Here is a 21,816-nt window from a genome sequence, read left to right as displayed (position 1 = left end):
CTGTCCATGAAGAAACCCGAGAGTCTGAAATCCATCCTCCTCGAAGCCGTGCCGGACCTTGCCGCCGCGCCGGACAAGCTCGCCCTGTTCGTCGACAAGGGCAGCGTGGCGTCGCGCGGCACCGCCAGCCTGTCCTTCGAATACCGCTACACCCTCTCCCTCGTCGTCATGGACTATGCCGGCGACGTGGACGCGCTCATGGTGCCGGTGCTGGCGTGGATCGCGCGCGAGCAGCCCGATCTGCTGTTCCGCGACGGGCAAGAGCCCTTCTCCTTCGAGGTCGAAATCCTCGACGGCAACACCGCAGACGTGTCGATCGCGATCGAGCTGACAGAGCGGGTGCGCGTGGAGCGCACAGCGGGCGGTCTGCGCACCGAGCATTTGTCGGACGTGCAGTCCGCGGACGAGTTTGCCGGCGTCACCGGCGTCAGCCTTCTCGCGGGCCTCGCCGAGGATCTCGCGGACGGCACCGTGCAGCTGGTCGCCAGCTCGAACCGGTGACCGACGACTTCGCGCCCGTAGAGCAGCTCGCCGGTGCTCTTCTACGCAGCCTGTCGCCGGCCGAGCGCCGCTCGCTCCTCCGGCGTATGGCGCGCGAGATCCGCGCCAGCCAGTCCGATCGCATCGCCGCCCAGCGCAATCCGGACGGCTCGCCCTTTGCAGCACGCCGGGAGCGCCGCGAGCAGAAGCCGGGCACCCACGCCGTGCGCTTCCTCTACCCCAAAGGCGCAGCCGAGCCCCGTGTCGTGTTTATGAAGAGCTGGGTTCGCCAGGGACCGCTGCTCACCGGCTTCGACACCGAGGCCGGCGCGATCCGCAGTTTCTTCTGGGACAAGGTGGCGCAATGGCTGCCCGTCGCGCCGGAAGAGCAGAACGCCGGCGCCGGCAAGCTCCGCCGGCGCGGCCAGATCCGCCGCCGCGCCATGTTCCGCAAGCTGCGCTCCGCCCGTTACCTGCGCTCCGATGCGACCGATACCGAGGCATGGATCGGCTTCACCGGCCGCGCGGCCGAGGTCGCACGCATCCACCAGGACGGGTTGATGGATGCGCCGACCCTCGGCGCCCGCAAGATCCGCTACGCGCAACGCGGGCTGCTGGGGCTTACCGAACGGGAGCGTGGGCGCGCGCTGGATATCCTGCTGGAGCATGTCTCGAAAGGATGATGATCTACAGAGTGCGTCACAGAATATAGACGCTCTTTCACCCGATTGTCATACTAGACAATAGGGCAACAAGGAGCAGGAGAGTTTATGTCCATACAATTGGATGATTCCGGAAGCGGGCAAATCCAGCACACATACCAAGATAAGCAATACGCCTATTGTTATATATCGCGGAGTCAAACTGGCTTTTACATCAGAATCAAGTATTCTAATGGAAAGACATGGGATGGTGACCATTTTGGCTGCATCGTCACTCTGCAGCTTGCTGACGGATCACCGGCAGGCGCGGCCAGGTTCGTCGCGGGCATGCGAGCAGCGTTGGGCGGCCACGCGAAGGAGCGCGAGTTAACAACCCACGTCGAAGTAATGCGGGACGTTCGTGAGATTACGCAGGCGGACTTCTACTTCTTTATCGAAAACAAGGTTCACGACAAGGAAGTTTGGAGGGCTCTCGGCGAGGCACTCCAGGCCGCTTGGGATGCCTACAAGGATCGAAACCCGGACGAGACGTCCATGGACAACCCGATGCTCAGGACGATCACGCTCCCCATGTAGAATGCAATTCTACATGAGCGACGCCTAGCCACGCACCCGCGCCCGCCCAACCAAGGCGGGCACCATGCTCGCGCCGACCCTCTCCACCGTCGATCTCTCGCGCCTGCCCGCGCCGACGATCGTAGAGCAGCTCGATTACGAGACGATCCTCGCGCAGATGATCGCCGAGTTGCAGGTGCGCCTGCCCGGCTTTGATGCCACGGTCGATTCCGATCCCGCGGTGAAGGTGCTGCAGGCGGCCGCATACCGCGAGCTGCTGCTCCGCCAGACCTTCAACGAACGCGCTCGGCAGGTGATGACCGCCTATGCCACGGGCGCCAACCTCGATCAGCTGGCGGCGCTCGTCGGCGTCTCACGCCTGGATGCCGAGGCCGACGATCCCTTCCGCAAGCGCATCGTGCTCGCCCCCAACGCCTTCTCCGTCGCCGGCCCGCGGCTCGCCTATGTCTTCCACGCCAAGTCGGCGCATCCGGACGTGCTCGACGCTAGTGCGATCAGCCCGGCGCCGGGCGAGGTGCTCGTCTCTGTCCTGTCGGCGATCGGGAACGGCGCCGCTTCGCCCGAGCTGACCGCCGCCGTCGCCGCGATCGTCACCGCCGACACGATCCGGCCGCTCGGAGACCTTGTCACCGTCGCCAGCGCGCAGGTCGTGCCGTTCGCTATCGAGGCGCAGATCTACACCTATTCCGGCCCCGACGCCGCGCTGCTGCTCGCCGCCTCGCGCACGTCGCTCGACGCCTATCTCGCCGACAGCCGCAAACTCGGCCGCGACGTGACGCTCTCCGGCCTCTACGCCGCCCTGACGGTGCCGGGCGTGCAGCGCGTGGTGCTCGCCCAGCCGAGCGCCGACATCGTCTGCGACCCACGACAGGCCGCCTGGTGCAGCTCGATCGCGCTCACGCACGGCGGCTATGATGGCTGACGCCACCTCGCTCCTCCCGCCGAACGCCACCCCGCTCGAACGCTCCGTCGAGCTGGCGACCGCCCGCGCGGCCGAGATCGAAGCGAATCTCGCCAGCCTCTGGGATCCGGCGCTCTGTTCGACCGAAATCCTGCCATGGCTCGCCTGGTCGCTGGCGGTCGACGGCTGGGATGCGAGCTGGACCGAAACCATGAAGCGCGCCGCGGTCGCCCAGTCGATCGAGCTGCACCGTCGCAAGGGCACGCGCGCCTCGCTGCGTACCGTGCTCGACCGTTTCGATCGGCTGCTCGAACTGGTCGAATGGCATCAGGCGCAGCCGCGACGTGATCCGCACACCTTTGACGTGATCCTGCCGCTCGACGGCAAGGGCGGCGAGCGCAGTACCGCGCGCTTCGCAGAGGCGATCCTCACCGAGGTACACCGCGTCAAGCCGCTGCGCGAGCATTTCCAGATGGTGCAGCAGCTCACCGTCGCCAGCTTCATCGGCATCGCAGGCGCCGCCCGCGTCGCCAGCTTCGCTCGCCACGAGATGGCATTCACCGAGGACCGCAGCCAGCCTTGGGCCGCGCTGCTCACCGACGAGACCGGGGAGCCGCTGCAGGACGATCACAACTCCTTTCTGGATACCACTCCATGACGCCCCTTGCGCTCGTCATCACTCTCGCCGGTTTGCAGCGCTTCACCGCGGCACAGCTCGACCAGGATCTCGATCTCACTATCTCCAGCGTCGGCCTCACCGCCGCTCCGTTCGTAGCGGCGCCCACCTTGGAGGTGCTGCCCGGCGAATTCCGACGCATCAACACCATTTCCGGCTCGGCGATCGGCGACAATGTCGTTCATATGACCGTGCGCGACGAAGCGGAAGTCGGGTACAGCGCAACCGGCTTCGGGCTATTTCTCGCCGATGGCACCCTCTTCGGTGTCTATGGGCAGGACGAGGCGATCGTTGAGAAATCGCCTCTCACCACCATGCTGGTGGCGCTCGACATCGCCTTTCCAACCGGCACCACGGCAGAGCTGCGCTTCGGAGACACCAACTTCCTGAACCCGCCGGCCACGCGGGAAACGGCAGGCGTCGCCAAGATCGCCTCACGAGACCAGGTGGCGGCCGGTACGGAAGATCACGCTTTCGTCACGCCGCTGGGCCTTCGCGCCTTCCTGCCGGTCGGCGTCACCACTCTTTGGTTCGGCGCTGCGAACGGGGTCCCGTCCGGCTGGGCGATCTGCGACGGCCGAAAGGTGCAGCGCAGCGACGGCTCCGGCCCGATCACCCTGCCCGATCTGCGCGATCGCGTGCCGGTCGGCGCCGGCGGCGCCCGCGAGCTTGGCGAGAAGTTCGGCGGGTCTTCTTGCACGGCGGAAACGACCAATGCCGGCGGGCATACCCCCACGGGCCGCACCGACAGTGCGACAACCGGCGTCACCGTCAGCGCGCCCGTATCGAACCAGACGGCCGGTGGCGGCAGCGGCAAATCGGTGACCAGTGCATCGCTGCAGGATCCCGGTCACGCCCACCCCGTCACGATCGATGCCGTCCCCGATCATCGCCATTCGGTGACGCTGGACGTGACCCAGCCGTCGCTTGCCCTCTTCTTCATCATGCGGATCTGACGACGATGGCCAAGATTTCCACGATGCCGATCGCCGAGGATCTCGCCGGCGGGGAAATCCTGCCCGTCGTGCAGGGCGGCACCGCCAAGCGCATGACGCTGGCGGTCCTGCGCAGCGCGATCGTTCCCTATCTGCAAGCATGGTACAAGGGCGACCAGGGGGACACCGGGCCGGCCAACAGCACCTACACCCGCCTTGCCGCTCTCCAGGCGGCCCCGGTTACAAACCGGTCGTACCATTTCGCGCCCGACGCTGCAGACACCAGCGGGTTCCCGGCGGCCCCCTATTTCTACAAGCTCGGGGATTTCAGCGGTGTCCAGTACGCCGCTGACTTCGTGAGCGGCGACAAGGTCAAGCTGACTGCGGTGCCGCTGGCCACAGGTGCGCTGGTCCGACAGAATGCGAACAGCGTTTCGTATCGTCAGATCTCCGCTGGCACCGCGCTGGATCGCATCACCGGCTCGTCGCAGCTCGACGCCTTCATCGCGGGCCTGCGCGGCGAATACGCGGAAGACGCCACCACCATCCTCGAACAGCTGTTCGCGCAGAGCGCATCGGATCATCGCGATGTCGCCGGACACGCCCATCTGCCCCGAGGGCAATATAGCCAGACACGATCCTTCAAGATGCCGAACAGCGCCGTCCTGTCCGGCGACGGGCCACGCGCAACGAAGCTGCAGAGCTACGTGGATGGGAACCGTGCCTTTCCTCTCCTGACGAACGCCGATTCCGGTGGCGCTCTTTTCCAAACCATTCGCCAGATCGCTTTGTGGGGTGGGACCGCCGGATATCATATCGACGCCACTGGCGGCTGCGACGATATCAGGTTCCAGGACGTGACGTTCTTCGGCCAGACACAGGCCGGGATCGTTTGCGAGCGGCTGTTCCAGACCACCGAGTTGAGGAACGTCGAGTTCGACCAATGCACCCGCGGCATTTGGGTGAAGGAGCATACCAGCAACGCCATCTTCATTTTCGGTGGAGCGTTCAAGAATCTGGCTGAGGCCGCACTTGACCTGAACGGCGTCGAGGCACTCGTCTGCGTAGGCACGCGCTTCGAGGGTGGCGGTGATTCCACGCAGCCCGACAAGGCGACGATCAATCTTCAGAACGTCCGCAACATCAGCTTCATCTCCTGCTATTTCGAGAACACCCATCCGGTCCTGCTGCGCAGCCGCAGAACCGGTGGTCTCGGGGCGGCGCTCGCGAACGGAGGCACCATCGCCTTCACTAGCTGCCACTTCACCCAGGCGGTCGGCGAAGTCCCGTACGGCTGGGATGTAGAGGGCGCCATTTCCTTCACGGACTGCGACTTTTATCTGCCAACCCGCGTGCCCTCGCAGGCCCAGGTCCGGGGGCACAACCGCAACCTCGTCCACTCTATCCGCGCGGGGCAACTCACATCGAAGCAGATCACGCCGGTCCTCGGCCTGAATTACCTGCTGACGATAAACCTTTCGGATGCTCTGCCGGTTGTCTCGAATCTCAACGTGCTGACCGGGCGACTGACGACGACTTTTGCCCGCATCGACGTCAACGGCGTCGGGTACACCACGTTCTCCCGGGAATACCTGGTTGTGGTCCGATCGCTCGCCGGTCTCGCCTTGGACGGCAGCGTGAAATTGGTACAATCCGCTGATGTCGAGGGCGGGGCCACGCTGGCGATCGGCATCACCGGCCAGACATCGCAGGCGCTTCAGATCTTTGCCAACGTGCAGGGTGTCGCGGCAGACGATCCAGTGCGTTTTCTGTCCTACACGTTCTCCTGGGTGCAGGGATCCAGTCGCGCGGGGAACCTCTATGACGTAGGTCTCGCCTAATAAGTGAGCCGGGGCAGCTCGTGTAGAAAGCCATTCTACACGACCGCCCCCTCGCCTCTCCGACCCGGCCGCGCATGGTCGCTGCCATGGCGGACCCCCGCGACATTCAACGGCTGATCGGCGATCTCGCGCGCGAAGGCGTTGTCGTGTCTGTCGATCTCGCCGCTGGCACCGCCCGTGTCCAGCTCGTCGGCGAAGGCGAGGACGGCGAGGATCTGCTCACTGGTGACGTGCCCTGGCTGGCACCCCGCCTCGGCAAGACGAGCGCCTGGTCGCCCCCCTCGATCGGCGAACAGGTGCTCCTGCTCTGCCCGGAGGCCGATACCACCCGCGGCATCATCCTCGGTAGCTTGTCGAGCGACGCCAACCCGCACGCCGGCAACGACACCTCCACCGTCCTGATGTTCGGGGACGGCGCCGTCCTCCGCTACGACCCCGTGCAGCACGCGCTCGACGCCGCGCTTGCGGACGGCGGCACCGCCGTCATTGAGGCTCGCGGCGGCATCACCCTCAAAGGCCCCTTGCGTGTCGAAGGCGACGTGGATCTGCAAGGAAAGCTCACCGCCAGCGATGACGTGGTCGCCGGCGGCAAGAGCCTCAAGAGCCACAAGCATACCGGCGTCCAGGCGGGCGGCGGGATTTCGGGGCCGCCGCAATGAACGGCATGGACCGCCACACCGGCAAGCCGCTGGCCGGCGCCGATCACCTGGCGCAGTCGATCGCCGACATCATCGGCACGCCGATCGGCACGCGCTGCGGGCGCCGCGACTATGGCAGCAGCGTGCCCGAGCTGCTCGACCAGCCGAACAACCCGCTCGGCCGCCTGCGGATCTTCGCCGCGGCAGCCCAGGCGCTGATGCGCCAGGAGGGCCGCGCCCGCATCCGGCGCGTGCAGCTTTCCGCCGGCGACACGCCGCAATCGGCCGTCCTCACCGTTACCGGCCGCCGCACGGACGTGCCGGGCGCCCCGCCCTTCTCCGTCTCCTCCACCATCCGCGCCCTGTCGGCGCTCACTCGAAAGGCCCAGCCATGAGCTTTCTTCACGGGATCCGCGTCAACGAGGTGAAGAACCCCTCGCGCTCGATCGCCACCATCGCCACGGCCGTGATCGGCCTAGTCGCCACGGCGCCCGACGCGGTCGCCGGCGCCTTCCCCCTCGACACCGCCGTCAAGGTGACCAACATCGCCGACGCCATCGCCAAGGCCGGCGCCACGGGCACGCTCGCTGCTGCCCTGCGCGGTATCGCCGGCCAGGTCACCGCGCCGATCGTCGTAGTGCGCGTGGCGCCAGGCGCCAATGCAGGCGCGACCGCAACCGCCGTGATCGGCACGGACGAGGCCGGCGTTAAGACGGGCATGCAGGCGCTGCTCACCGCCTCGGCGCAGCTCGATCTGCACCCGCGTATCATCGGCGCCCCCGGCCTTGAAGACGAGGCGGTCACCACCGGCCTGGTCGCAGTCGCCAAGAAGCTGCGCGCGCGCGTCTATGCCGCGGCGATCGGCGACGATCGCGGCGAGGCCATCGCCCACCGCGCCCTCTTCCCCGACGCGCGCGAGCTGACGCTGCTTTGGCCGGGCGTCACCGCCCCCTATGGCGCAAACGGCGCCAGCATCCCCGTGCCGGTCGCTGCCGTCGCCATGGGCGCCCGCGTGGCGATCGACCAGGCGCAGGGCTGGCACAAGACGCTCTCGAACGTCGCGCTCAACGACATCGACGGGCTCACCGCAGACGTGACCTTCGACGTCCAGGACGAGGCGTCCGACGCCAACGTGCTGAACGCCTCCGAGCTGGTCACCGTTGTCCGCCTGGGCGGCGCCCTGCGATTCTGGGGCAACCGCACCTGCGCGCTGAAGGACAGCGACTTCGCCTTCGAGAGCGCGGCCCGCACCGCCCAGATCCTCGCCGACACCGTCGCGCTCGGCCTGATCTGGGCGATCGACAAGCCGCTGCTGCCCAGCTTGGCAAAGGATATCGTCGAGCAGATCAACGAGAAGCTCCGCGCCCTGAAGCGCGCCGGCCAGCTGCTGGGCGGCGCGGCCGAGTTCGTGCCCGACAAGAACCCGGTCGCCAGCCTCAAGCTCGGCAAGGTCACGATCTCCTATCGCTACACCTTCGTGCCGCCCTTGGAGGCGCTCGGGCTCGAGCAGGAGATCACGGACGAGTTCTTCGCCGACTTCACCAGCCTCGCCACCGCTGCCTGATCGCCGGTCGCCCCGCTCTCCCCCTGACCACCACAAGGATCCCGCTCCATGGCGTTCCCCTCCAAGCTCAAGCAGGCCATGACCTTCAACGAAGGGCAGGCCTATATCGGCGAGACCGTCTCGATCACCGTGCCCAAGCTCACCCGCAAGCTCGAGGACTATCGCGGCGGCGGCATGAACCGCCCGGTGAAGATCGACATGGGCGGCGAGCCGCTCGAAATGGAGGCCACCTATGGCGGCCCCATGCGCGATATCCTGCGCCAGCACGGCATGCTGCAGCTGGGCGGCGTGCTGCAGCGCTTCGTCGGCAGCTTCCAGAACGATGACACCGGCCAGGTCGACACGGTCGAGATCGTCACGCGCGGCCGGCACGAAGAGATCGACATGGGCGAGTGGAAGCCCGGGGAATCCTCCGAGTTCAAGGTCAAGAGCCAGCTCAGCTACTACAAGCTGGTCTGGAACGGCGTCACCGAGATCGAGATCGACGTGCTCGGGATGGTCGAGTTCGTCGGCGGCGTGGACCTGATGGCCGAACATCGCGCGGCGATGGGCCTCGAATAGGCGCCGCCTCATCCCCTCTCTCCGGCGCCGGCGACCGCACCATGCGGCCGGCGCCAAGCCTTTGCAGGATTTGCTTCATGACCGACCAGATCGACACTCCGCCCTCCCGCGTCCCCCCTGTTCGTGTTCCTGGGGAGTTCGACCTCGAACATGACATCGTGATCGCCGACAAGGTGGTGTTGCCCGCCGGCACGCGCATCCGTGTCGCCAAGCCGATGGGCGGAGCCCTGCGCGGCTCCAACCTGGGCGGTCTCGTGCGCATGGACTTCGATCAGGTCCGCCTTGTCGCCCCTCGCTGCACCACGCCGATCCTCCACCCGCACCTGATCGACGCCATGGACCCGGCCGACGTGACCCAGATCGCGGGGGAGTTCGTCGATTTTTTGCTGCCGACTGCGACGAAGGAGGCGCTCTTCCCGAGCGCGTAGAAGGGCCGATGGCCGACATCGCCTTCGTCTTTCACTGGCCGCCCGCGGCCATGGACGATCTTTCCGTCGCCGAGCTGATGCAATGGCGTGATCGCGCCGCCCAGCGCCACAATCCGGAGCAAAGCCGTGGATCGTAACCTGCGCCTGCGCCTGATGATCGAGGCGGGAGACCGCGTCTCCCGCCCACTCCGTGATATCGCCGGCGGCAGCGCGGCAGCGAGCCGTGCGCTCGCCACCACCAGGGAACGGCTCGAGAGGCTCGAGCAATCCGCGGAGGATATTAAAGGCTTTCGCTCCCTCAAGATGGGCCTGCGCTCGACCGAGCAGGAGATGCACAGCGCGCAGGCGCGGGTGCAGCAGCTCGGCCGACAGATCGCAGAGACGCAGAACCCCAGTCGCGCGCTCACCCGAGAGTTCTCCCGCGCTCGAACTGAAGCGCAGCGACTGGAACGTCAGCACCAGGCTGAAGGTCAGCAGCTCAGCACCTTGCGCGATCGGCTGCGCGGCGCCGGCATCGAAACTACCTCGCTATCGCGCCACCAGCGAGATCTGCGCCGGTCTGTTGAGCAGACGACGAGCGAAGTCGAGGAGCAGGGTCGCCGCCTGACCCGCCTGGCCGATCGCGAAAGGCGGATGGCGAGTGGGCGTGCCCGGTTCGATCGAATTCAGGGCCGTGCCGCCGGACTCGCCGCCAGTGGCGCGGCCGGCATCGCGACCGGCGTGGCGATCGGCGCACCTCTGGTCCGCGCGGTCACTGCCGCGCAGGAGTTCGAATCGGTGATGACCGACATCGGGCAAAAGGCCGACCTGCCCCGTGCCGCGTCGGAGAAGCTCGGCCGTAACCTCCTCATCGCGGCGCGCGCCGCCAACCAGATGCCCGGCGACCTGCAGGCCGGCGTGGATACGCTGGCTGGCCTCGGCGCCAAGGTGCCCGACGCCGTTGCCATGATGGCGCCGATCGGCCGCGCGGCGACCGCCTACAAGGCCGAGATCTCGGACCTGGCCAATGCCGGCTATGCAGCCACGGACAATCTCAAGGTGCCGATCGCCCAGACGCAGAAGGTGATCGACATCATGGCGACCGCCGGCAAGGCAGGCGCGTTCGAGATCAAGGACATGGCGCAGTATTTTCCCGCGCTCACCGCGGCCTATCAGGGGCTCGGGCAGACCGGCACCGGCGCCGTGGCGGATCTCGCCGCGGGGCTCCAGATCGCGCGCAAGGGCGCCGGCGACGCGGCGAGCGCCGGCACCAACCTGTCCAACGTCCTGCAGAAGATCGCCTCGCCCGCCACCAACAGGGCCTTCGAGAAGATGGGCGTGAACCTGCCCAACGCGCTGAAGAAGGCCTACAAGGAGGGCAAGACGCCGCTCGAAGCCATTGCCGAGATCACGAACAAGACGCTGAACGGCGATCTGTCGAGGCTCGGCTACCTGTTCGAGGATGCGCAGGTGCAGCAGGGCCTGCGCCCTCTCATCCAGAACTTGGAGGAGTTCCGCCGCATCCGGGCGGAGGCCGCCGGCGCGGACGGCACCACGGACCGCGACTTTGCCGAGCGGATGAAGGACTCGGCCGAGCAGTCCAAGCAGCTGAAGGTGAACGCCACGGCACTGGCGGTGACGCTCGGCGCCCAGCTGCTGCCAACCGTGAACAACCTGGTGGTGAAGGCAAACGCCTTCGCCAATTGGATCGGCGACGTAAACGCGCGCCATCCCCTGCTGAGCAAGTCGATCATGGTCGGCGCTGCCGCCTTCGCCGCTCTCTTCCTGGTGCTGGGCGGCGGAGCGATCCTGATCGCCGGCCTGATCGCGCCCTTCGCGGCCCTGTCCTTCGCCGCCGGTGCGCTCGGCATCGGGCTCCTGCCCGTGATCGGCATCGCTGCCGGCGTGCTTCTCGGCGTCACGGCGATCGGCGCTGCCGCTTACGCCCTCTATGCCAACTGGGGGAACATCACCGGTTGGTTCGGCGCGCAGTGGGAGGGCGTCAAGGGCGTCACCCGGGCCGCCCTCGGGTGGTTCGCCACCCTGCCCGCCCGCTTCACGCAGTTCGGCCGCGACATGATCTCCGGCCTCATTCGCGGGATCTTCGGCATGCTCGGCGCGCTCAAGAGCGGCATCGTCGGTGTCGCCAGCTCGGCCGCGGGCTGGTTCAGGGCAAAGCTCGGCATCCACTCGCCCAGCCGCGTCTTCCATGGCTTCGGCGGCAACATCGTGGACGGCCTCACGAACGGCATCGCCGCGCAGGAGAGCGAGCCGGTGCGGCGCCTGGATGGCCTGTCCCGCCGCCTCTCGGCCGCGATCGTCACCGGCACGGCCGCCCCGGCGCTGGCGATCGGGGCGCCCGCGGCAGGGCCGCCCGGCAACGATAATGGCCGCGCACCCGCCGCACAGCCCGCGCCGATCGTCATCAAGATCTACGGCGCGCCGGGGCAGAGCGAGGAGCAGCTCGGCGAGATCGTCGCGCGGAAGCTCGGCGAGGCACAGCGGCAGAAGACCGCAGGCCAGTATGCGGCCTTCGCCGATCGCCCCGATTGGGAAGACTGATCCATGTTACTGGCGCTCGGCACCTTTCCCTTCGGCATCGATACGCTCGCGCATGACGAGCTGCAGCGCCGCACCAGCTGGCGGCAGGCGACAACGCCGCGCATCGGCGCGCGCGATGCAACGCAGTTCGTCGGCCCGGGCGAGGAGACGATCAGCCTGCCCGGCTCCGTCTTCCTCGAGATCGCCGACGGCAGCGTTTCCTTGGACGAGTTGCGCCGCATGGCCGCGACCGGCGACGCCTGGGCGCTGGTCGATGGCCTCGGCTATATCTACGGAGCCTATGTCATCACCGGCGTGGACGACCGCGGCAAGCACTTCCTCCCCGATGGCACGCCGCGCCAGATCGACTTTGCGATCGAGCTGCTGCGCGTGGACGTGGATCCGCGATGATCGTCGCCATTCCCGCGATCCGCGTTGTCGTGGACGGCAAGGATATCACTCCCATGCTACGCGGCCAGGTGCCGCAGCCGAACGGCAGGCCGCCCCGTCCACGCCTCGTCTCGCTCTCGATTTCGGAAAGGCGCGGCGAGGAAGCCGACCAGCTCGACCTCGTGATCGATGACACGGACGGCGCCGTTGCCCTGCCGCCGACCGCCGCGCGCATCCAGGTATGGCTGGGCTGGCACCAAGGCAGCGAGGTCACGCCCGGCCTGGTCGACAAGGGTACGTACCTGGTGGACGAGGTCAGCCATGCCGGCCCGCCCGACCTCATCACCGTGCGCGCCCGCGCGGCCGACTTCGCCGGCCACCTCACCACCCGGCGGGAGCGGAGTTGGCATGGCACCACCCTGGGCGCGATCGTCGCCGACATCGCCAAGCGCCACGGCCTCACGCCCCATTGCGCCGCCAGCCTCGCGGCTCTGCCCATCACCGCCAAGGCGCAGAGCCGCGAGGGCGATCTCGCCTTCCTACGGCGGCTCGGCCGCGAGCACGACGCCGTGGCCACCATCAAGCGCGGCGCCCTGATCTTCGCGCCGATCGGCGCCGGCGTCACCGCCACGGGCAAGCCTCTCGGCGCCGTGACGATCCACCGCAGCGACGGCGACCAACACCAATTCCAGCGCCAGCGCCGCGAGGAAGTCACCGGCGTCACCGCCAGCTGGCACGATCGCAAGGGGGCGAAGCGCCAGCACGTCACCAGCGGCGAGGCCAAGGGCGCCCGCCGTCTGTCGCGTGTCTACGGCTCCGAGGCCGAGGCAAAGCGAGCGGCAACGGCTGCGCACACCCGCGCCGGCCGTGAGCCGCTATCCTTTGAGATTACGTTAGCGCACGGCCGGGCCGATCTGCATCCGGAACAGAACGCGACGGTCTCCGGGTACAAAGCGGCGATCGATGCCCTCGCGTGGCTGATCGCCGAAGTGACGCACGATCTCAGCGAGCGCGGCTTTCAGACTCGCCTTAAGCTCGAAACAAAGTAGGGACGCTATTCCCGTACCATCAGCAGCGCGCCGCCTAGCGGTAGCCACCGAAGACACCGCCGCTTGCTAGGAGCGAAGTAGGAGTAGAAGGCGTTGTCCACTCTGGATAGCGCATCCTCAATAGCGCCGGAGAGGTCTTCGAGGCGCTCCTCGTCGGCCTCGCTACGCACCCGGCTTCTGCTTTGGAAATCGCCGCCAGTGGCGAGACTTCTGATCGCAATGATCAAGCCGGTGGATTCAAACCGAAGACCGGCGCTTTCCAAGTTCCTCAGATAGCGGCTTAGGCGCTTGACTTCAGAAGATAGGGCGATTGCGGATGGACCGGAGGTTTTCACGTCCTCCCATAACCAGTAGGCCGCCGAGCGGAGACGCACCTCATCCATGCTGGTGCGCAGTTCTTTCAGTTGCTCGCGCAACTCCTTGCGGAACTCACGCCTGTCAGTCTGTCTGGCAACAACAAACCAACCGAGAATCGTCAGCCCGGCTGGTAGAATAAAGGAATATTGCAGGTATGGCGAAACGTCGGGCAACGCCGAGGTTAGCTCCAATATCCCCGAATCTCCGCCACAAGAGAAGGATCTGAGGATAGAAGCTTGATGCGCTTCACCAGATCGGCCGCCGCATACCCCATCCGCTTCAAGCCGCCGAACGCCTCGTCAAGGAAGGAGGAGCCATAAGCGCGAACACCATCAAGCTGCACGACCACGTCATCGCCGCGGTTAAGCGCCGGAACGAGGTAATCGTCGCGGAAGCGAGTGCCCGAGTTTGGCCCGTCGCTGATGAAGCGACCAGCAGGTGCACGCGAAAAATCCTTCGCGACAATGATCATCGTTTCACCCATCAACAGCGTCCGCGGCATCGACCGGGAAGGTCCAGTTCACCAGTGTTCCGAGCAGGCTGGACTCGTAGGAGCCAGAAAACTCTTCGCCGCTGGCGACATCATACCCAACGTAGGCCTTGCCGCTTAGGATTCCAACGCTTCCAGCGCTCGAGGTGCGGGTTGCGTTCCATATTTGCGGCAGGCCCTTGCCACGGTTCACCTCACCCGTCGAGGTCTCACCTAATATCAGGGCCATCTGAATGGACGCAACATCAGGTGACGACTTACCAAAAATACCCATGAGCTTCTTCAGCAGGTTTCGGTCCCAGCTGAGCGGCAAAGAACGCGGTATTCCGATACCAAGGTCACAGACAAGCACGTCGAGCAGGCCGTTTGCCTCGCGCGTGAACATCCACCAACGCCGCTCATTGAACGGTGCACAGCCATCCAGACGGTCGGCCCGATACGCATGGTGGAGGCTGTTCACTAACGCTTCTGACAAGCCGGTTTGAACCCCCGTCATCAACCCTTCGCTGATTCGCCCCTCATGCTGGTCCAGGACGTCACCGGGCTTTTCGTCCACGCGCGTTCCCGTGGCATAGCGCCAATGGCGAACGCTTTCATGGAAGTCGTTGTCTTGGCGCTTCGCGGCAGGCGATTGTTGCCCAATTCGCTTCAACAATTCGACCTGCTCAAGAACCTCGCATACGATTTGCGACTCCTGGTCCACGCCGTTCGGCAACTTGCACCGGATCACCTGCTTGGTGAGGCCCATCCGCATGGCCCTGTCGACCTCTGCTACCAGCACCAGCATGGCATCGGCTTGGATGAGGCGGGTACGGGAGAAGTCGAGGATGACGTCCCGCTTGTCCCGTAGGTAGGCGTTCCGGAACAGCTCGCACGCACGAAGCACCGGCTGACGAAGGAAGTAACGCCGCAGGTTCATCTCTGCCGGCAGCAGGACGCGAACAATCGTAGGCGCACCGCGACTTTGCGCCGCAGGCCAGCGCCGGCGCCCCTGACGACGCTGGTGCTTTTTCTCCCTTTGTCGAACCTTCCGACGCAGTCGCTTGCGTAGGAACGAGTGGCTGCGGCCTTCTATGATCAAACTCGGCCTTTCTCACGCGACACCTGAAGCTGCGCCTTTATGTCGTTCACTTCACCATGCCTGCTGAAACTCTGTACCGTTACCGAACATCTAGTCCCAAAGGTTGGTGGTGGGGCGTACCGGCGTATCCTGCGCCGGCGCTGTTGTCGTGCAGGCAGCAATTCGCTTGTCGAAGTCTCGAACGAGGCCATCGCGCATAACCTTGGGCAATCCGGACGCCTTGGCGACGCGCCTTCCTGCCCCCATCGCATCCGTACAGCGAGCCCAATCGGGCTGCTCTCCGGAGAAGAGATCGACAGACGAGGAGGGCACAGCGCACAGGTTATCCGCGGCGGGCGACACAGCATGCACCGCGTCAACGCAACGCTGCAACGTCTCAGAATTGGGAACAGCAGTCGAAGCCAAAATCACCAACAATAACATGCCAACCTCCCCGCCCGGCGCCTCACATGCGCCGCCCGATGAACACCACCCTGCCGACGATCCTGATCTCGTCAGGTGCGACCTCGTCGGCTGGCACCGTCGGATTGTCCGAGAGAATGGCGATCCGGCCGGAGGGGCGCGCGCGCAAACGCTTAATCATGGCGGCGTCGCCCAGCGTCAGGGCGAACAGCGCGTCCTGTTCGAGGAAGGAGCGCTGTGTCTTGTCGATCAGAACGATATCGCCGTCGAGCAGCGTCGGAAGCATGGAGTCACCCCGGCCGCGAGCGAAAACCAAGGCGCTGGGCGGAGCGTCGGTCAGTGCCTCTAGCCAACCGCGAGGAAAGCGGCGCTTGCTTACAACCACCGGCACCTGGTCAGTCAGAGTAGCGCCCAAGCCAAATGCGAGGTCGATCTCATCAATGGCAACCAGGTCGAGCTGATCCGCGATCACCTCCTCGGTCGGCATCAGCATGGCGCCTTCCTCTGGATCTTCCACCTGCCCGACGAGGTAGGCAGGTGTCGTCTGCAGCACTTCCGCAATCCTGCCGATATTTGGCGAACTGCTTGACTTGCCGTTCACCAGCTTGCCGATCGCCTGCTGCGATATCCCAACACGCCGCGCCAACTCGGCCTGGCTAAGTCCAAGCTCGCGCATCCGGGCAGCTAGGCGGTCCATTACGATCATGGCGCCACCCTACAACCAAAGTTTATTAGCGATACGGAAGCGTAGATGTTGACAGAGGTACATCCATGGTTGTAGCTCGGTTGTATGGACGCGAACGCAACTCCTTTCGAGGCGCTACAGGCATCGGTCATGCGCGTTGGCTCACAGTCCGCATTTGCGCGTCTGTGCGGTGTGTCGCAGACGGCGGTGTGGAAGTGGCTGCAAAGCGGGAAGCGGCTGCCGGCAGAACACGTTCTCATCGTCGAGCGCGAGGCCGGCGTTTCTCGTCATCTGCTGCGTCCTGACATTTACCCTGCGGAGCACGCGTCGAACTCTCCTCCTATCGACGATCACCCCGGCTCCGTAGATTCTGGCGTCCCGACCGTCGCGTGCGATCGGGACGCCATTTTGCCCCGGCGAGCGCGCGCATGACGCTGCCACGCACGCCCGAGACCTTCGCCGACGCCGCCACGCGCGTGGCAGGCCATCTCGGCTATAAGGTCGCCGCCCGCATCGTTCGGCGCTCCGAGCGGCTGGTCTACAAGTGGGCGCACCCGTCGAGCACGGCCACGCCGTCGATCGAGCAGGCGCTCGCGCTGGACGTCGCTTTCCAGTCAGCCGGCGGAGAGGGCGCGCCCTTCCACGACGCGTACAATTTTCAGCTCGGCATTCGTGTTGCCGAGCAAACCGCCTGCCAGCGCGAGCTGCTGCAGGAGATCACCGTGGCGACACGCGAGGCGGGTGAAGGGCTCGCCGCCGCCCTTGTCATCACACAACCGAATTCCACCCCGCGCGAGAAGCACTGGGCTTTCGTGCAGGTGGATGAGGCTCACACCGCGATCGGGGCGGTCAAGGCGAGACTCGCAAAGTTCCTACCGTTCGGCGCGGGGCCGGACGCGGGGAAAGCCGGGGGTTCCCAATGACCAGTATCCATCTGCACCGACCAAAGAGATCCTATGCCGCGCGCGTGCCCGGCATCACCTGCCCGCATTGCGACACGCGCGCCATCGCGCGGGACAGCGTGCAGGCAGATCCGCTCACGCGCGTGATCCGATTCGTTTGCGACAACCCGGAATGCGGGCACGTCTTCATCGCCCAGCTCGCAATCTACCGGACGCTCCGCCCCAGCGCGAAGCCGAACCCGGCGATCGTTCTCCCGCTCGGCCAGTGGCGGGGCAAGCCCGCCAATGATGACGAGACCCCTCCGGCCAACGATGACACGCCGCCAGCCGGGGAGGCCACAACTGCCCCCAGCTGATCCCATTTAGCGCCACCCGGCGCACCTGATCCCGTCTGCCCCCAATCCGTCCGGTCGCACCCTGCTTCCGGGAACGCCCTCTGCTTGTCTGCGCCACTCCGGCCCTCACGAAAGACCGCTCACCCGTGCAGCCCGATATCCTCCGTGACGTCCTCTCCAGGCTGAAGTCCGACTTCGGCTTCAAGGAGAAGGGCCGCTTCCTGCAGGAGGGAAAGTGCCCCGCATGCGACAAGCGGGAGCTGTTCACCTGGTCGGACAAGCCCTTCGTGCTGCGCTGCGGCCGGGAGAACAATTGCGGCGAGACGATCCAGGTCAAGCCGCTCTACCCCGAGATCTTCGACGACTGGTCCAAGCGCCACAAGCGCACGCCGGAGAACCCGCACGCTGCCGCCGACGCCTATCTGCAGCACGCCCGTGGTTTCGATCTGCAGGGCCTGCGAGGTTGCTACACGCAGGAAAGCTACCATGATCGCGAGCTGAACCTCAGCACCGCCACGGTCCGCTTTCCCCTGCCTGGTGCCGCCAACACCTATTGGGAACGGCTGATCGACCAGCCGGCGCGCTTCGGCAAGAAGAAGGCCCGCTTCGCCTTCGGCTCCAAATACACCGGCCTGTGGTGGACGATGCCGGCGCACACCGCCGAGGTGCTCGCCCAGGCGAAGGAGGTCTGGATCGCGGAGGGCATCTTCGACGCGATCGCCCTCAACCAGTCACCGGCCTTCCGCGATCGTGGTGCCGTCGCCGTCAGCACCCTGTCGTGCAACAATTACCCGGGCACCGCCATCGATGCCCTGCGCGTCGCCGCGGCGAGCATCGGTCGCAGCACCCCCAGGCTGATCTTCGCCTACGACGTCGGCAAGGCCGGCGTCCGCTACACCCGCGAGTTCGTGAAGAAGGCGCGCGAGGCGAACCTCGACTGCGGCGCTGCCCAGGTCCGCGTCGATGGCGAGGGCGACAAGCTCGACTGGAACGATCTGCACCAGGCCGGCGAGCTGAGCGCCGATCACCTGGCGGATTATCTGTGGAACGGCGACGTGACGATCGCCGCCAGCGCCACGGAAAAGGCGATGCTGGTCTACAAGAAGGAGCGCTACGCATCCTTCCCGCTCACCTTCGCCGGCAAGCAGCTCTGGGCAAACTTCTCGATCGAGCGGATCAATCAGATCCAGACGGCGTGGATGGAGAGCGAGGATCCCGAGCTCGCGCACATCAAGGATCTGTCGCCGCAGGCCCGCTGGGATCTCGCCGCGGAAGAGGCGATCGACATCGACGAGCTGGCGAACTGCACCTTCCGCACGCTCTACTTCCAGCGCGATCCGAACATCGAGGAGGGCAATTACTACCTCCGCGTCGATTTTCCGAAGCGCGCCAGCATCAAGGCCACCTTCTCCGGCAGCGCGTGCACCACCAACGGCGAGTTCAAGAAGCGGCTCGCCTCCATCGCGCCAGGTGCGCAGTGGACCGGCTCGCAGTTTCAGATCGACCGGCTGATGCAGCGGCAATGGTCGCACATCCGCATGGTCGAGGCGATCCAGCACACCGGCTATTCGATCGAGCACGGCGCCTGGATCCTCGGCGATCGGGCGGTGCACCGTGGCCGCGTCTACGAGCCCAACGACGAAGACTTCTTCGTGCTCGGCAAGCAGAACGTGAAGCTGCGCACCACCGAGCGCATCCTGCGCATGACCTACGATCCGGACAAGCTGGACCTCAGCTGGATCGGGGCTCTCGATACTGCCTATGGCCCCAAGGGGATCGTCACCCTCGCCTTTTGGGTGCTCAGCTTCTTCGCCGACCACATTCGCCGCGAACAGGACAGCCTCGCCTTTCTCGAAATGACCGGCCTACCCGGCACCGGCAAGACGACGCTGTTGGAGTTCCTGTGGAAGCTGGCGGGCCGCGCCAACTACGAGGGTTTCGACCCCACCAAGGCGACGAACGCCGGTATCGCCCGCACGCTTGGGCAGGTGGGCAACCTGCCCGTGGTGCTGATCGAAGGCGACCGCAACCAGGACACGCCGCACGGGCGCCGCTTCGAGTGGGACGAGCTGAAGACCGCCTATAACGGCCGCGCCGTCCGCACCCGCGCCATCGCCAACGGCGGCATGGAAACCTTCGAGCCGCCGTTCCGCGGCGCGATCGTCATCGCCCAGAACGACAGCGTGGACGCATCGCCCGCCCTGCGCGAGCGCATCATGGCGATCCACTTCGACAAGAGCCGCTTCTCCGCCGAAGGCAAGGCCGCCGGCGAAGCTCTCGCCCGCACCGATGTCGAGGCCGTCTCCGGCTTCCTGATCCACATCGTACGCCGCGAGGACGCGATCCTCGCCGCCTATCGCGATGCCTTCCGCCGCCACGAGGCGGCCATGGGCAAGCACAAGGGCATCCGCAACGGGCGCCTGGTGAAGAACCACGCCCAGCTCGCCGCGATGCTGGACGCGATGCTCTTGGTCGTGACCAACCTGTCCGCGCGACAGGTTGCCGACGCACAGGCTTTCATCCTCACCATGCTCGAGGAGCGCCAGCGCGCGGTGGAAAGCGACCACCCGCACGTAGAGCTGTTCTGGGAACGATTCGACCACATCCAGTCGCTGGAAACCCAAGCGACAGAGCGGCCGATCGACCTCAGCCGCGCGCGCGAGGTCCACGCCATCCACCTCGGCAGCTTCGAGCAGCGGTGCGCCGATCTGCGCCTGCAGCTGCCCTGCACCATCCTTGAGCTGAAGAAGCTGCTCAAGACCAGCAAGCGCCGCAAGTTCGAAGCCGCCTCCCGGCCGACCAACGCGATCACCGGCAAGACGGTGAACTGCTGGATCTTCCGCAACCCCGATCACCAACCCGCCACCAAGAATTGAGGAGCGCACGTTGATGTTGCACGCCCACATCTTTTCCGAGCCGGCGCCCGCGCCCACAGATTTCCATCTTCTGCCCCCGCTCACCCCGGCCGACTATCTCCGGATCTGCCGCAAGGCATCCGGCAAGTCGGTGGATCAGGTCGCCGAGGTGATCGAGCCGCGGCACCGCCGGCGCAGCGCTGTCGCCGCGCTGATCCGCGATCTCGAGACGCCCGGCACCACCGCCAACCACGTCACCCTGCTCGATCCGCTGCACGGCGCCTTCCGCTTCAGCTCCGACGTCTATTTCCAGCTGATGACGCGCCCGCCCGAGCGTCACCCGATCATCTGCCGCCAGTGCGGCTGCGACCGCCATCACCGCTGCCATCACGAAGAGATCGGCGACTGCGATTGGACCCTGCCCGGCCTGTGCAGCCGCTGCGCCGATGGGGAGCGCTGCTGATGTCCGCCTTCAGCATGCGGATGGTCCGCGGCGCCGGCGGGCAATCCCGCCATGTCCCGACCCTCACCCTTGTCCCTGCTGCGCCCGCGAAGCGTGGCAAGAAGGCACGGCACGTCCCCGATCCGATCAAGACGAACGGGGAAACAGCGGCCGAGGAAATGCGCCTGCTGATCGAGCGGCTGGAACGGCTGCACGAGGAGAAGGATGGCATCGCCCAGGACATCGCCGACGTGCTTGCCGAGGCAAAGGGCCGCGGCTTCGATGCGAAGGCGCTCGAGTCCATCCGCAAGATCCGGAAGAAAGAGAAGCTCGCCTTCCAGGAAGAGACGGCGATCCTCGAAACCTACATGCAATCGCTGGGGATGCTCTGATGCAGCCCGCCCCCGCGCCCGCCGCCTGGCCGCGCCGATTGGCGCGCATCGCCGCCATCGTCGCGACCGTCCTGATCGCCGTGCCCGTCGCGGTGATGATGCTGGTCGCCGCCATGTCCGAAGGGAACCGCCGATGACCATCTGGGAACGCCGCCGCCTGGCACAGGCGACCGAGCTGGCCCAGCTTGAGCAGCTGCAGCGCACCCGCGCCCTTACGCGCGAGGAAAGCGATCGCCTCATCAACCTGGTCGAACGCGAACGCCAGCGCGGATATCGCCTGCGCAAGCAGATCCGCGCGGCCGAGCGCAAGCTCGCCGGCCTGCAGGCGAGGGCAACCGCATGACGCGCCGCGTCCGCCGCACCCGCACCTGCGATGCCCCCGGCTGCACCGTCGAGGTCACCCGCGGCATCCTCATGTGCCGCCCGCACTGGTTCGCCCTCCCCCGCCCCCTCCGCCAGGCGATCAACGCCGCGTGGAAGGAACGCCGCATCCACGAGTGGTCGGCCAACTGCCTCGAGGCCCGATCCTTCCTCGCCCGCTCCGCGGAGCCTGCGCCCGCCGTCTCCGCCCAGCGCTCCTACCAGCTGCAGGCCGCCATGCTCGGGGAGCGGCCGGAATGATCCGCGCCCGCGCCCTCCGCATCCTCCGCGGCG

The 21,816-nt window shown here is 66.2% G+C and carries 30 protein-coding genes; 25 read left to right on the top strand and 5 right to left on the bottom strand.

The annotated features are described in order from the left end of the window. Positions 1-6: 6 nt before the first annotated feature. The 16 genes from DVW87_RS13950 (at position 7) to DVW87_RS13875 (ending at position 13,221) form a co-directional block, all read left to right on the top strand. Positions 7-501 (top strand): phage tail protein, encoded by a 495-nt coding sequence (locus DVW87_RS13950; RefSeq protein ID WP_114688427.1) that lies wholly within the window; start codon positions 7-9, stop codon positions 499-501. Then, positions 498-1,163: a phage virion morphogenesis protein gene (locus DVW87_RS13945; protein WP_114688426.1), complete on the top strand. Its 666-nt coding sequence runs from the start codon at positions 498-500 to the stop codon at positions 1,161-1,163. The genes DVW87_RS13950 and DVW87_RS13945 overlap by 4 nt, the downstream gene beginning before the upstream one ends. Before the next feature lie 87 nt (positions 1,164-1,250). Next, on the top strand, positions 1,251-1,718 hold the full coding sequence (locus tag DVW87_RS17845; RefSeq protein ID WP_147276275.1) for a hypothetical protein: 468 nt from the start codon (positions 1,251-1,253) through the stop codon (positions 1,716-1,718). A 64-nt stretch (positions 1,719-1,782) separates the two neighbouring features. Next, positions 1,783-2,640, top strand: coding sequence for a baseplate assembly protein (locus DVW87_RS13935; RefSeq protein ID WP_114688424.1), 858 nt, complete (start codon positions 1,783-1,785; stop codon positions 2,638-2,640). Then, the gene (locus tag DVW87_RS13930) at positions 2,633-3,277 is read left to right on the top strand and encodes a phage tail protein I (protein ID WP_114688423.1); all 645 of its coding nucleotides are present in this window, start codon (positions 2,633-2,635) and stop codon (positions 3,275-3,277) included. Before DVW87_RS13935 ends, DVW87_RS13930 begins: the two co-directional genes overlap by 8 nt. Continuing rightward, the gene (locus DVW87_RS13925) at positions 3,274-4,251 is read left to right on the top strand and encodes a hypothetical protein (RefSeq protein WP_114688422.1); all 978 of its coding nucleotides are present in this window, start codon (positions 3,274-3,276) and stop codon (positions 4,249-4,251) included. The genes DVW87_RS13930 and DVW87_RS13925 overlap by 4 nt, the downstream gene beginning before the upstream one ends. 5 nt (positions 4,252-4,256) lie before the next feature. Next, positions 4,257-6,071, top strand: a complete 1,815-nt coding sequence (locus tag DVW87_RS13920) for a hypothetical protein (RefSeq protein WP_114688421.1) — start codon at positions 4,257-4,259, stop codon at positions 6,069-6,071. 86 nt (positions 6,072-6,157) lie between these two features. Beyond that, a complete protein-coding gene (locus DVW87_RS13915; protein WP_114688420.1) occupies positions 6,158-6,730 on the top strand; it encodes a phage baseplate assembly protein V in 573 nt (190 codons plus the stop codon). A 5-nt stretch (positions 6,731-6,735) separates the two neighbouring features. After that, on the top strand, positions 6,736-7,104 hold the full coding sequence (locus DVW87_RS13910; RefSeq protein ID WP_239017919.1) for a GPW/gp25 family protein: 369 nt from the start codon (positions 6,736-6,738) through the stop codon (positions 7,102-7,104). Next, positions 7,101-8,273, top strand: coding sequence for a phage tail sheath subtilisin-like domain-containing protein (locus DVW87_RS13905; protein ID WP_114688418.1), 1,173 nt, complete (start codon positions 7,101-7,103; stop codon positions 8,271-8,273). Before DVW87_RS13910 ends, DVW87_RS13905 begins: the two co-directional genes overlap by 4 nt. Before the next feature lie 48 nt (positions 8,274-8,321). Further along, the gene (locus tag DVW87_RS13900) at positions 8,322-8,834 is read left to right on the top strand and encodes a phage major tail tube protein (RefSeq protein WP_114688417.1); all 513 of its coding nucleotides are present in this window, start codon (positions 8,322-8,324) and stop codon (positions 8,832-8,834) included. 77 nt (positions 8,835-8,911) lie between these two features. Then, complete coding sequence (locus tag DVW87_RS13895) at positions 8,912-9,262, top strand: phage tail assembly protein (protein WP_114688416.1); 351 nt, start codon at positions 8,912-8,914, stop codon at positions 9,260-9,262. Between the two features lie 8 nt (positions 9,263-9,270). Beyond that, a complete protein-coding gene (locus tag DVW87_RS13890; protein ID WP_114688415.1) occupies positions 9,271-9,399 on the top strand; it encodes a GpE family phage tail protein in 129 nt (42 codons plus the stop codon). Then, entirely contained in the window at positions 9,389-11,803 is a 2,415-nt protein-coding gene (locus DVW87_RS13885) for a phage tail tape measure protein (protein WP_239017918.1), read from the top strand. Before DVW87_RS13890 ends, DVW87_RS13885 begins: the two co-directional genes overlap by 11 nt. A gap of 3 nt (positions 11,804-11,806) precedes the next feature. After that, positions 11,807-12,193 (top strand): phage tail protein, encoded by a 387-nt coding sequence (locus DVW87_RS13880; protein WP_114688414.1) that lies wholly within the window; start codon positions 11,807-11,809, stop codon positions 12,191-12,193. Then, complete coding sequence (locus tag DVW87_RS13875) at positions 12,190-13,221, top strand: contractile injection system protein, VgrG/Pvc8 family (RefSeq protein ID WP_114688413.1); 1,032 nt, start codon at positions 12,190-12,192, stop codon at positions 13,219-13,221. Before DVW87_RS13880 ends, DVW87_RS13875 begins: the two co-directional genes overlap by 4 nt. Positions 13,222-13,226: 5 nt before the next feature. Here the strand turns inward: DVW87_RS13875 and DVW87_RS13870 are convergent, their stop codons facing one another. The 5 genes from DVW87_RS13870 to DVW87_RS13855 form a co-directional block, all read right to left on the bottom strand. Beyond that, on the bottom strand, positions 13,227-13,751 hold the full coding sequence (locus DVW87_RS13870; RefSeq protein ID WP_147276274.1) for a hypothetical protein: 525 nt from the start codon (positions 13,749-13,751) through the stop codon (positions 13,227-13,229). Between the two features lie 8 nt (positions 13,752-13,759). Continuing rightward, positions 13,760-14,062: an STAS-like domain-containing protein gene (locus tag DVW87_RS13865; protein WP_114688411.1), complete on the bottom strand. Its 303-nt coding sequence runs from the start codon at positions 14,060-14,062 to the stop codon at positions 13,760-13,762. Then, the gene (locus DVW87_RS13860) at positions 14,055-14,987 is read right to left on the bottom strand and encodes a hypothetical protein (RefSeq protein WP_114688410.1); all 933 of its coding nucleotides are present in this window, start codon (positions 14,985-14,987) and stop codon (positions 14,055-14,057) included. Before DVW87_RS13860 ends, DVW87_RS13865 begins: the two co-directional genes overlap by 8 nt. A 252-nt stretch (positions 14,988-15,239) precedes the next feature. Further along, positions 15,240-15,572, bottom strand: coding sequence for a hypothetical protein (locus DVW87_RS17840; protein WP_147276273.1), 333 nt, complete (start codon positions 15,570-15,572; stop codon positions 15,240-15,242). Positions 15,573-15,594: 22 nt separating this feature from the next. Beyond that, the gene (locus tag DVW87_RS13855; protein ID WP_114688409.1) at positions 15,595-16,257 is read right to left on the bottom strand and encodes an XRE family transcriptional regulator; all 663 of its coding nucleotides are present in this window, start codon (positions 16,255-16,257) and stop codon (positions 15,595-15,597) included. An 84-nt stretch (positions 16,258-16,341) separates the two neighbouring features. On the opposite strand from DVW87_RS13855, the gene DVW87_RS13850 reads away from it, so the two are divergent. From DVW87_RS13850 to DVW87_RS13815, 9 genes are all read left to right on the top strand, one after another. Continuing rightward, positions 16,342-16,668, top strand: coding sequence for a transcriptional regulator (locus DVW87_RS13850; protein WP_114688408.1), 327 nt, complete (start codon positions 16,342-16,344; stop codon positions 16,666-16,668). Then, complete coding sequence (locus DVW87_RS13845) at positions 16,665-17,159, top strand: hypothetical protein (RefSeq protein WP_114688407.1); 495 nt, start codon at positions 16,665-16,667, stop codon at positions 17,157-17,159. The genes DVW87_RS13850 and DVW87_RS13845 overlap by 4 nt, the downstream gene beginning before the upstream one ends. 44 nt (positions 17,160-17,203) lie before the next feature. After that, on the top strand, positions 17,204-17,494 hold the full coding sequence (locus DVW87_RS13840) for an Ogr/Delta-like zinc finger protein (RefSeq protein ID WP_239017917.1): 291 nt from the start codon (positions 17,204-17,206) through the stop codon (positions 17,492-17,494). Between the two features lie 125 nt (positions 17,495-17,619). Further along, positions 17,620-20,349 (top strand): toprim domain-containing protein, encoded by a 2,730-nt coding sequence (locus tag DVW87_RS13835; protein ID WP_114688405.1) that lies wholly within the window; start codon positions 17,620-17,622, stop codon positions 20,347-20,349. Between the two features lie 13 nt (positions 20,350-20,362). Further along, positions 20,363-20,791 (top strand): hypothetical protein, encoded by a 429-nt coding sequence (locus tag DVW87_RS13830; protein WP_114688404.1) that lies wholly within the window; start codon positions 20,363-20,365, stop codon positions 20,789-20,791. Continuing rightward, positions 20,758-21,162, top strand: a complete 405-nt coding sequence (locus DVW87_RS18635; protein ID WP_420822347.1) for a DUF2312 domain-containing protein — start codon at positions 20,758-20,760, stop codon at positions 21,160-21,162. Before DVW87_RS13830 ends, DVW87_RS18635 begins: the two co-directional genes overlap by 34 nt. Next, positions 21,162-21,299, top strand: a complete 138-nt coding sequence (locus DVW87_RS18140) for a hypothetical protein (protein WP_181814847.1) — start codon at positions 21,162-21,164, stop codon at positions 21,297-21,299. The genes DVW87_RS18635 and DVW87_RS18140 overlap by 1 nt, the downstream gene beginning before the upstream one ends. Next, positions 21,296-21,505, top strand: coding sequence for a hypothetical protein (locus tag DVW87_RS13820; RefSeq protein WP_114688403.1), 210 nt, complete (start codon positions 21,296-21,298; stop codon positions 21,503-21,505). The genes DVW87_RS18140 and DVW87_RS13820 overlap by 4 nt, the downstream gene beginning before the upstream one ends. Beyond that, positions 21,502-21,783: a hypothetical protein gene (locus DVW87_RS13815; RefSeq protein WP_114688402.1), complete on the top strand. Its 282-nt coding sequence runs from the start codon at positions 21,502-21,504 to the stop codon at positions 21,781-21,783. The genes DVW87_RS13820 and DVW87_RS13815 overlap by 4 nt, the downstream gene beginning before the upstream one ends. Positions 21,784-21,816 lie beyond the last annotated feature (33 nt).

This window comes from Sphingomonas aracearum, assembly GCF_003345355.1.
Classification (GTDB): domain Bacteria; phylum Pseudomonadota; class Alphaproteobacteria; order Sphingomonadales; family Sphingomonadaceae; genus Sphingomonas; species Sphingomonas aracearum.
This window is presented reverse-complemented; position numbering and strand designations above follow the sequence as displayed.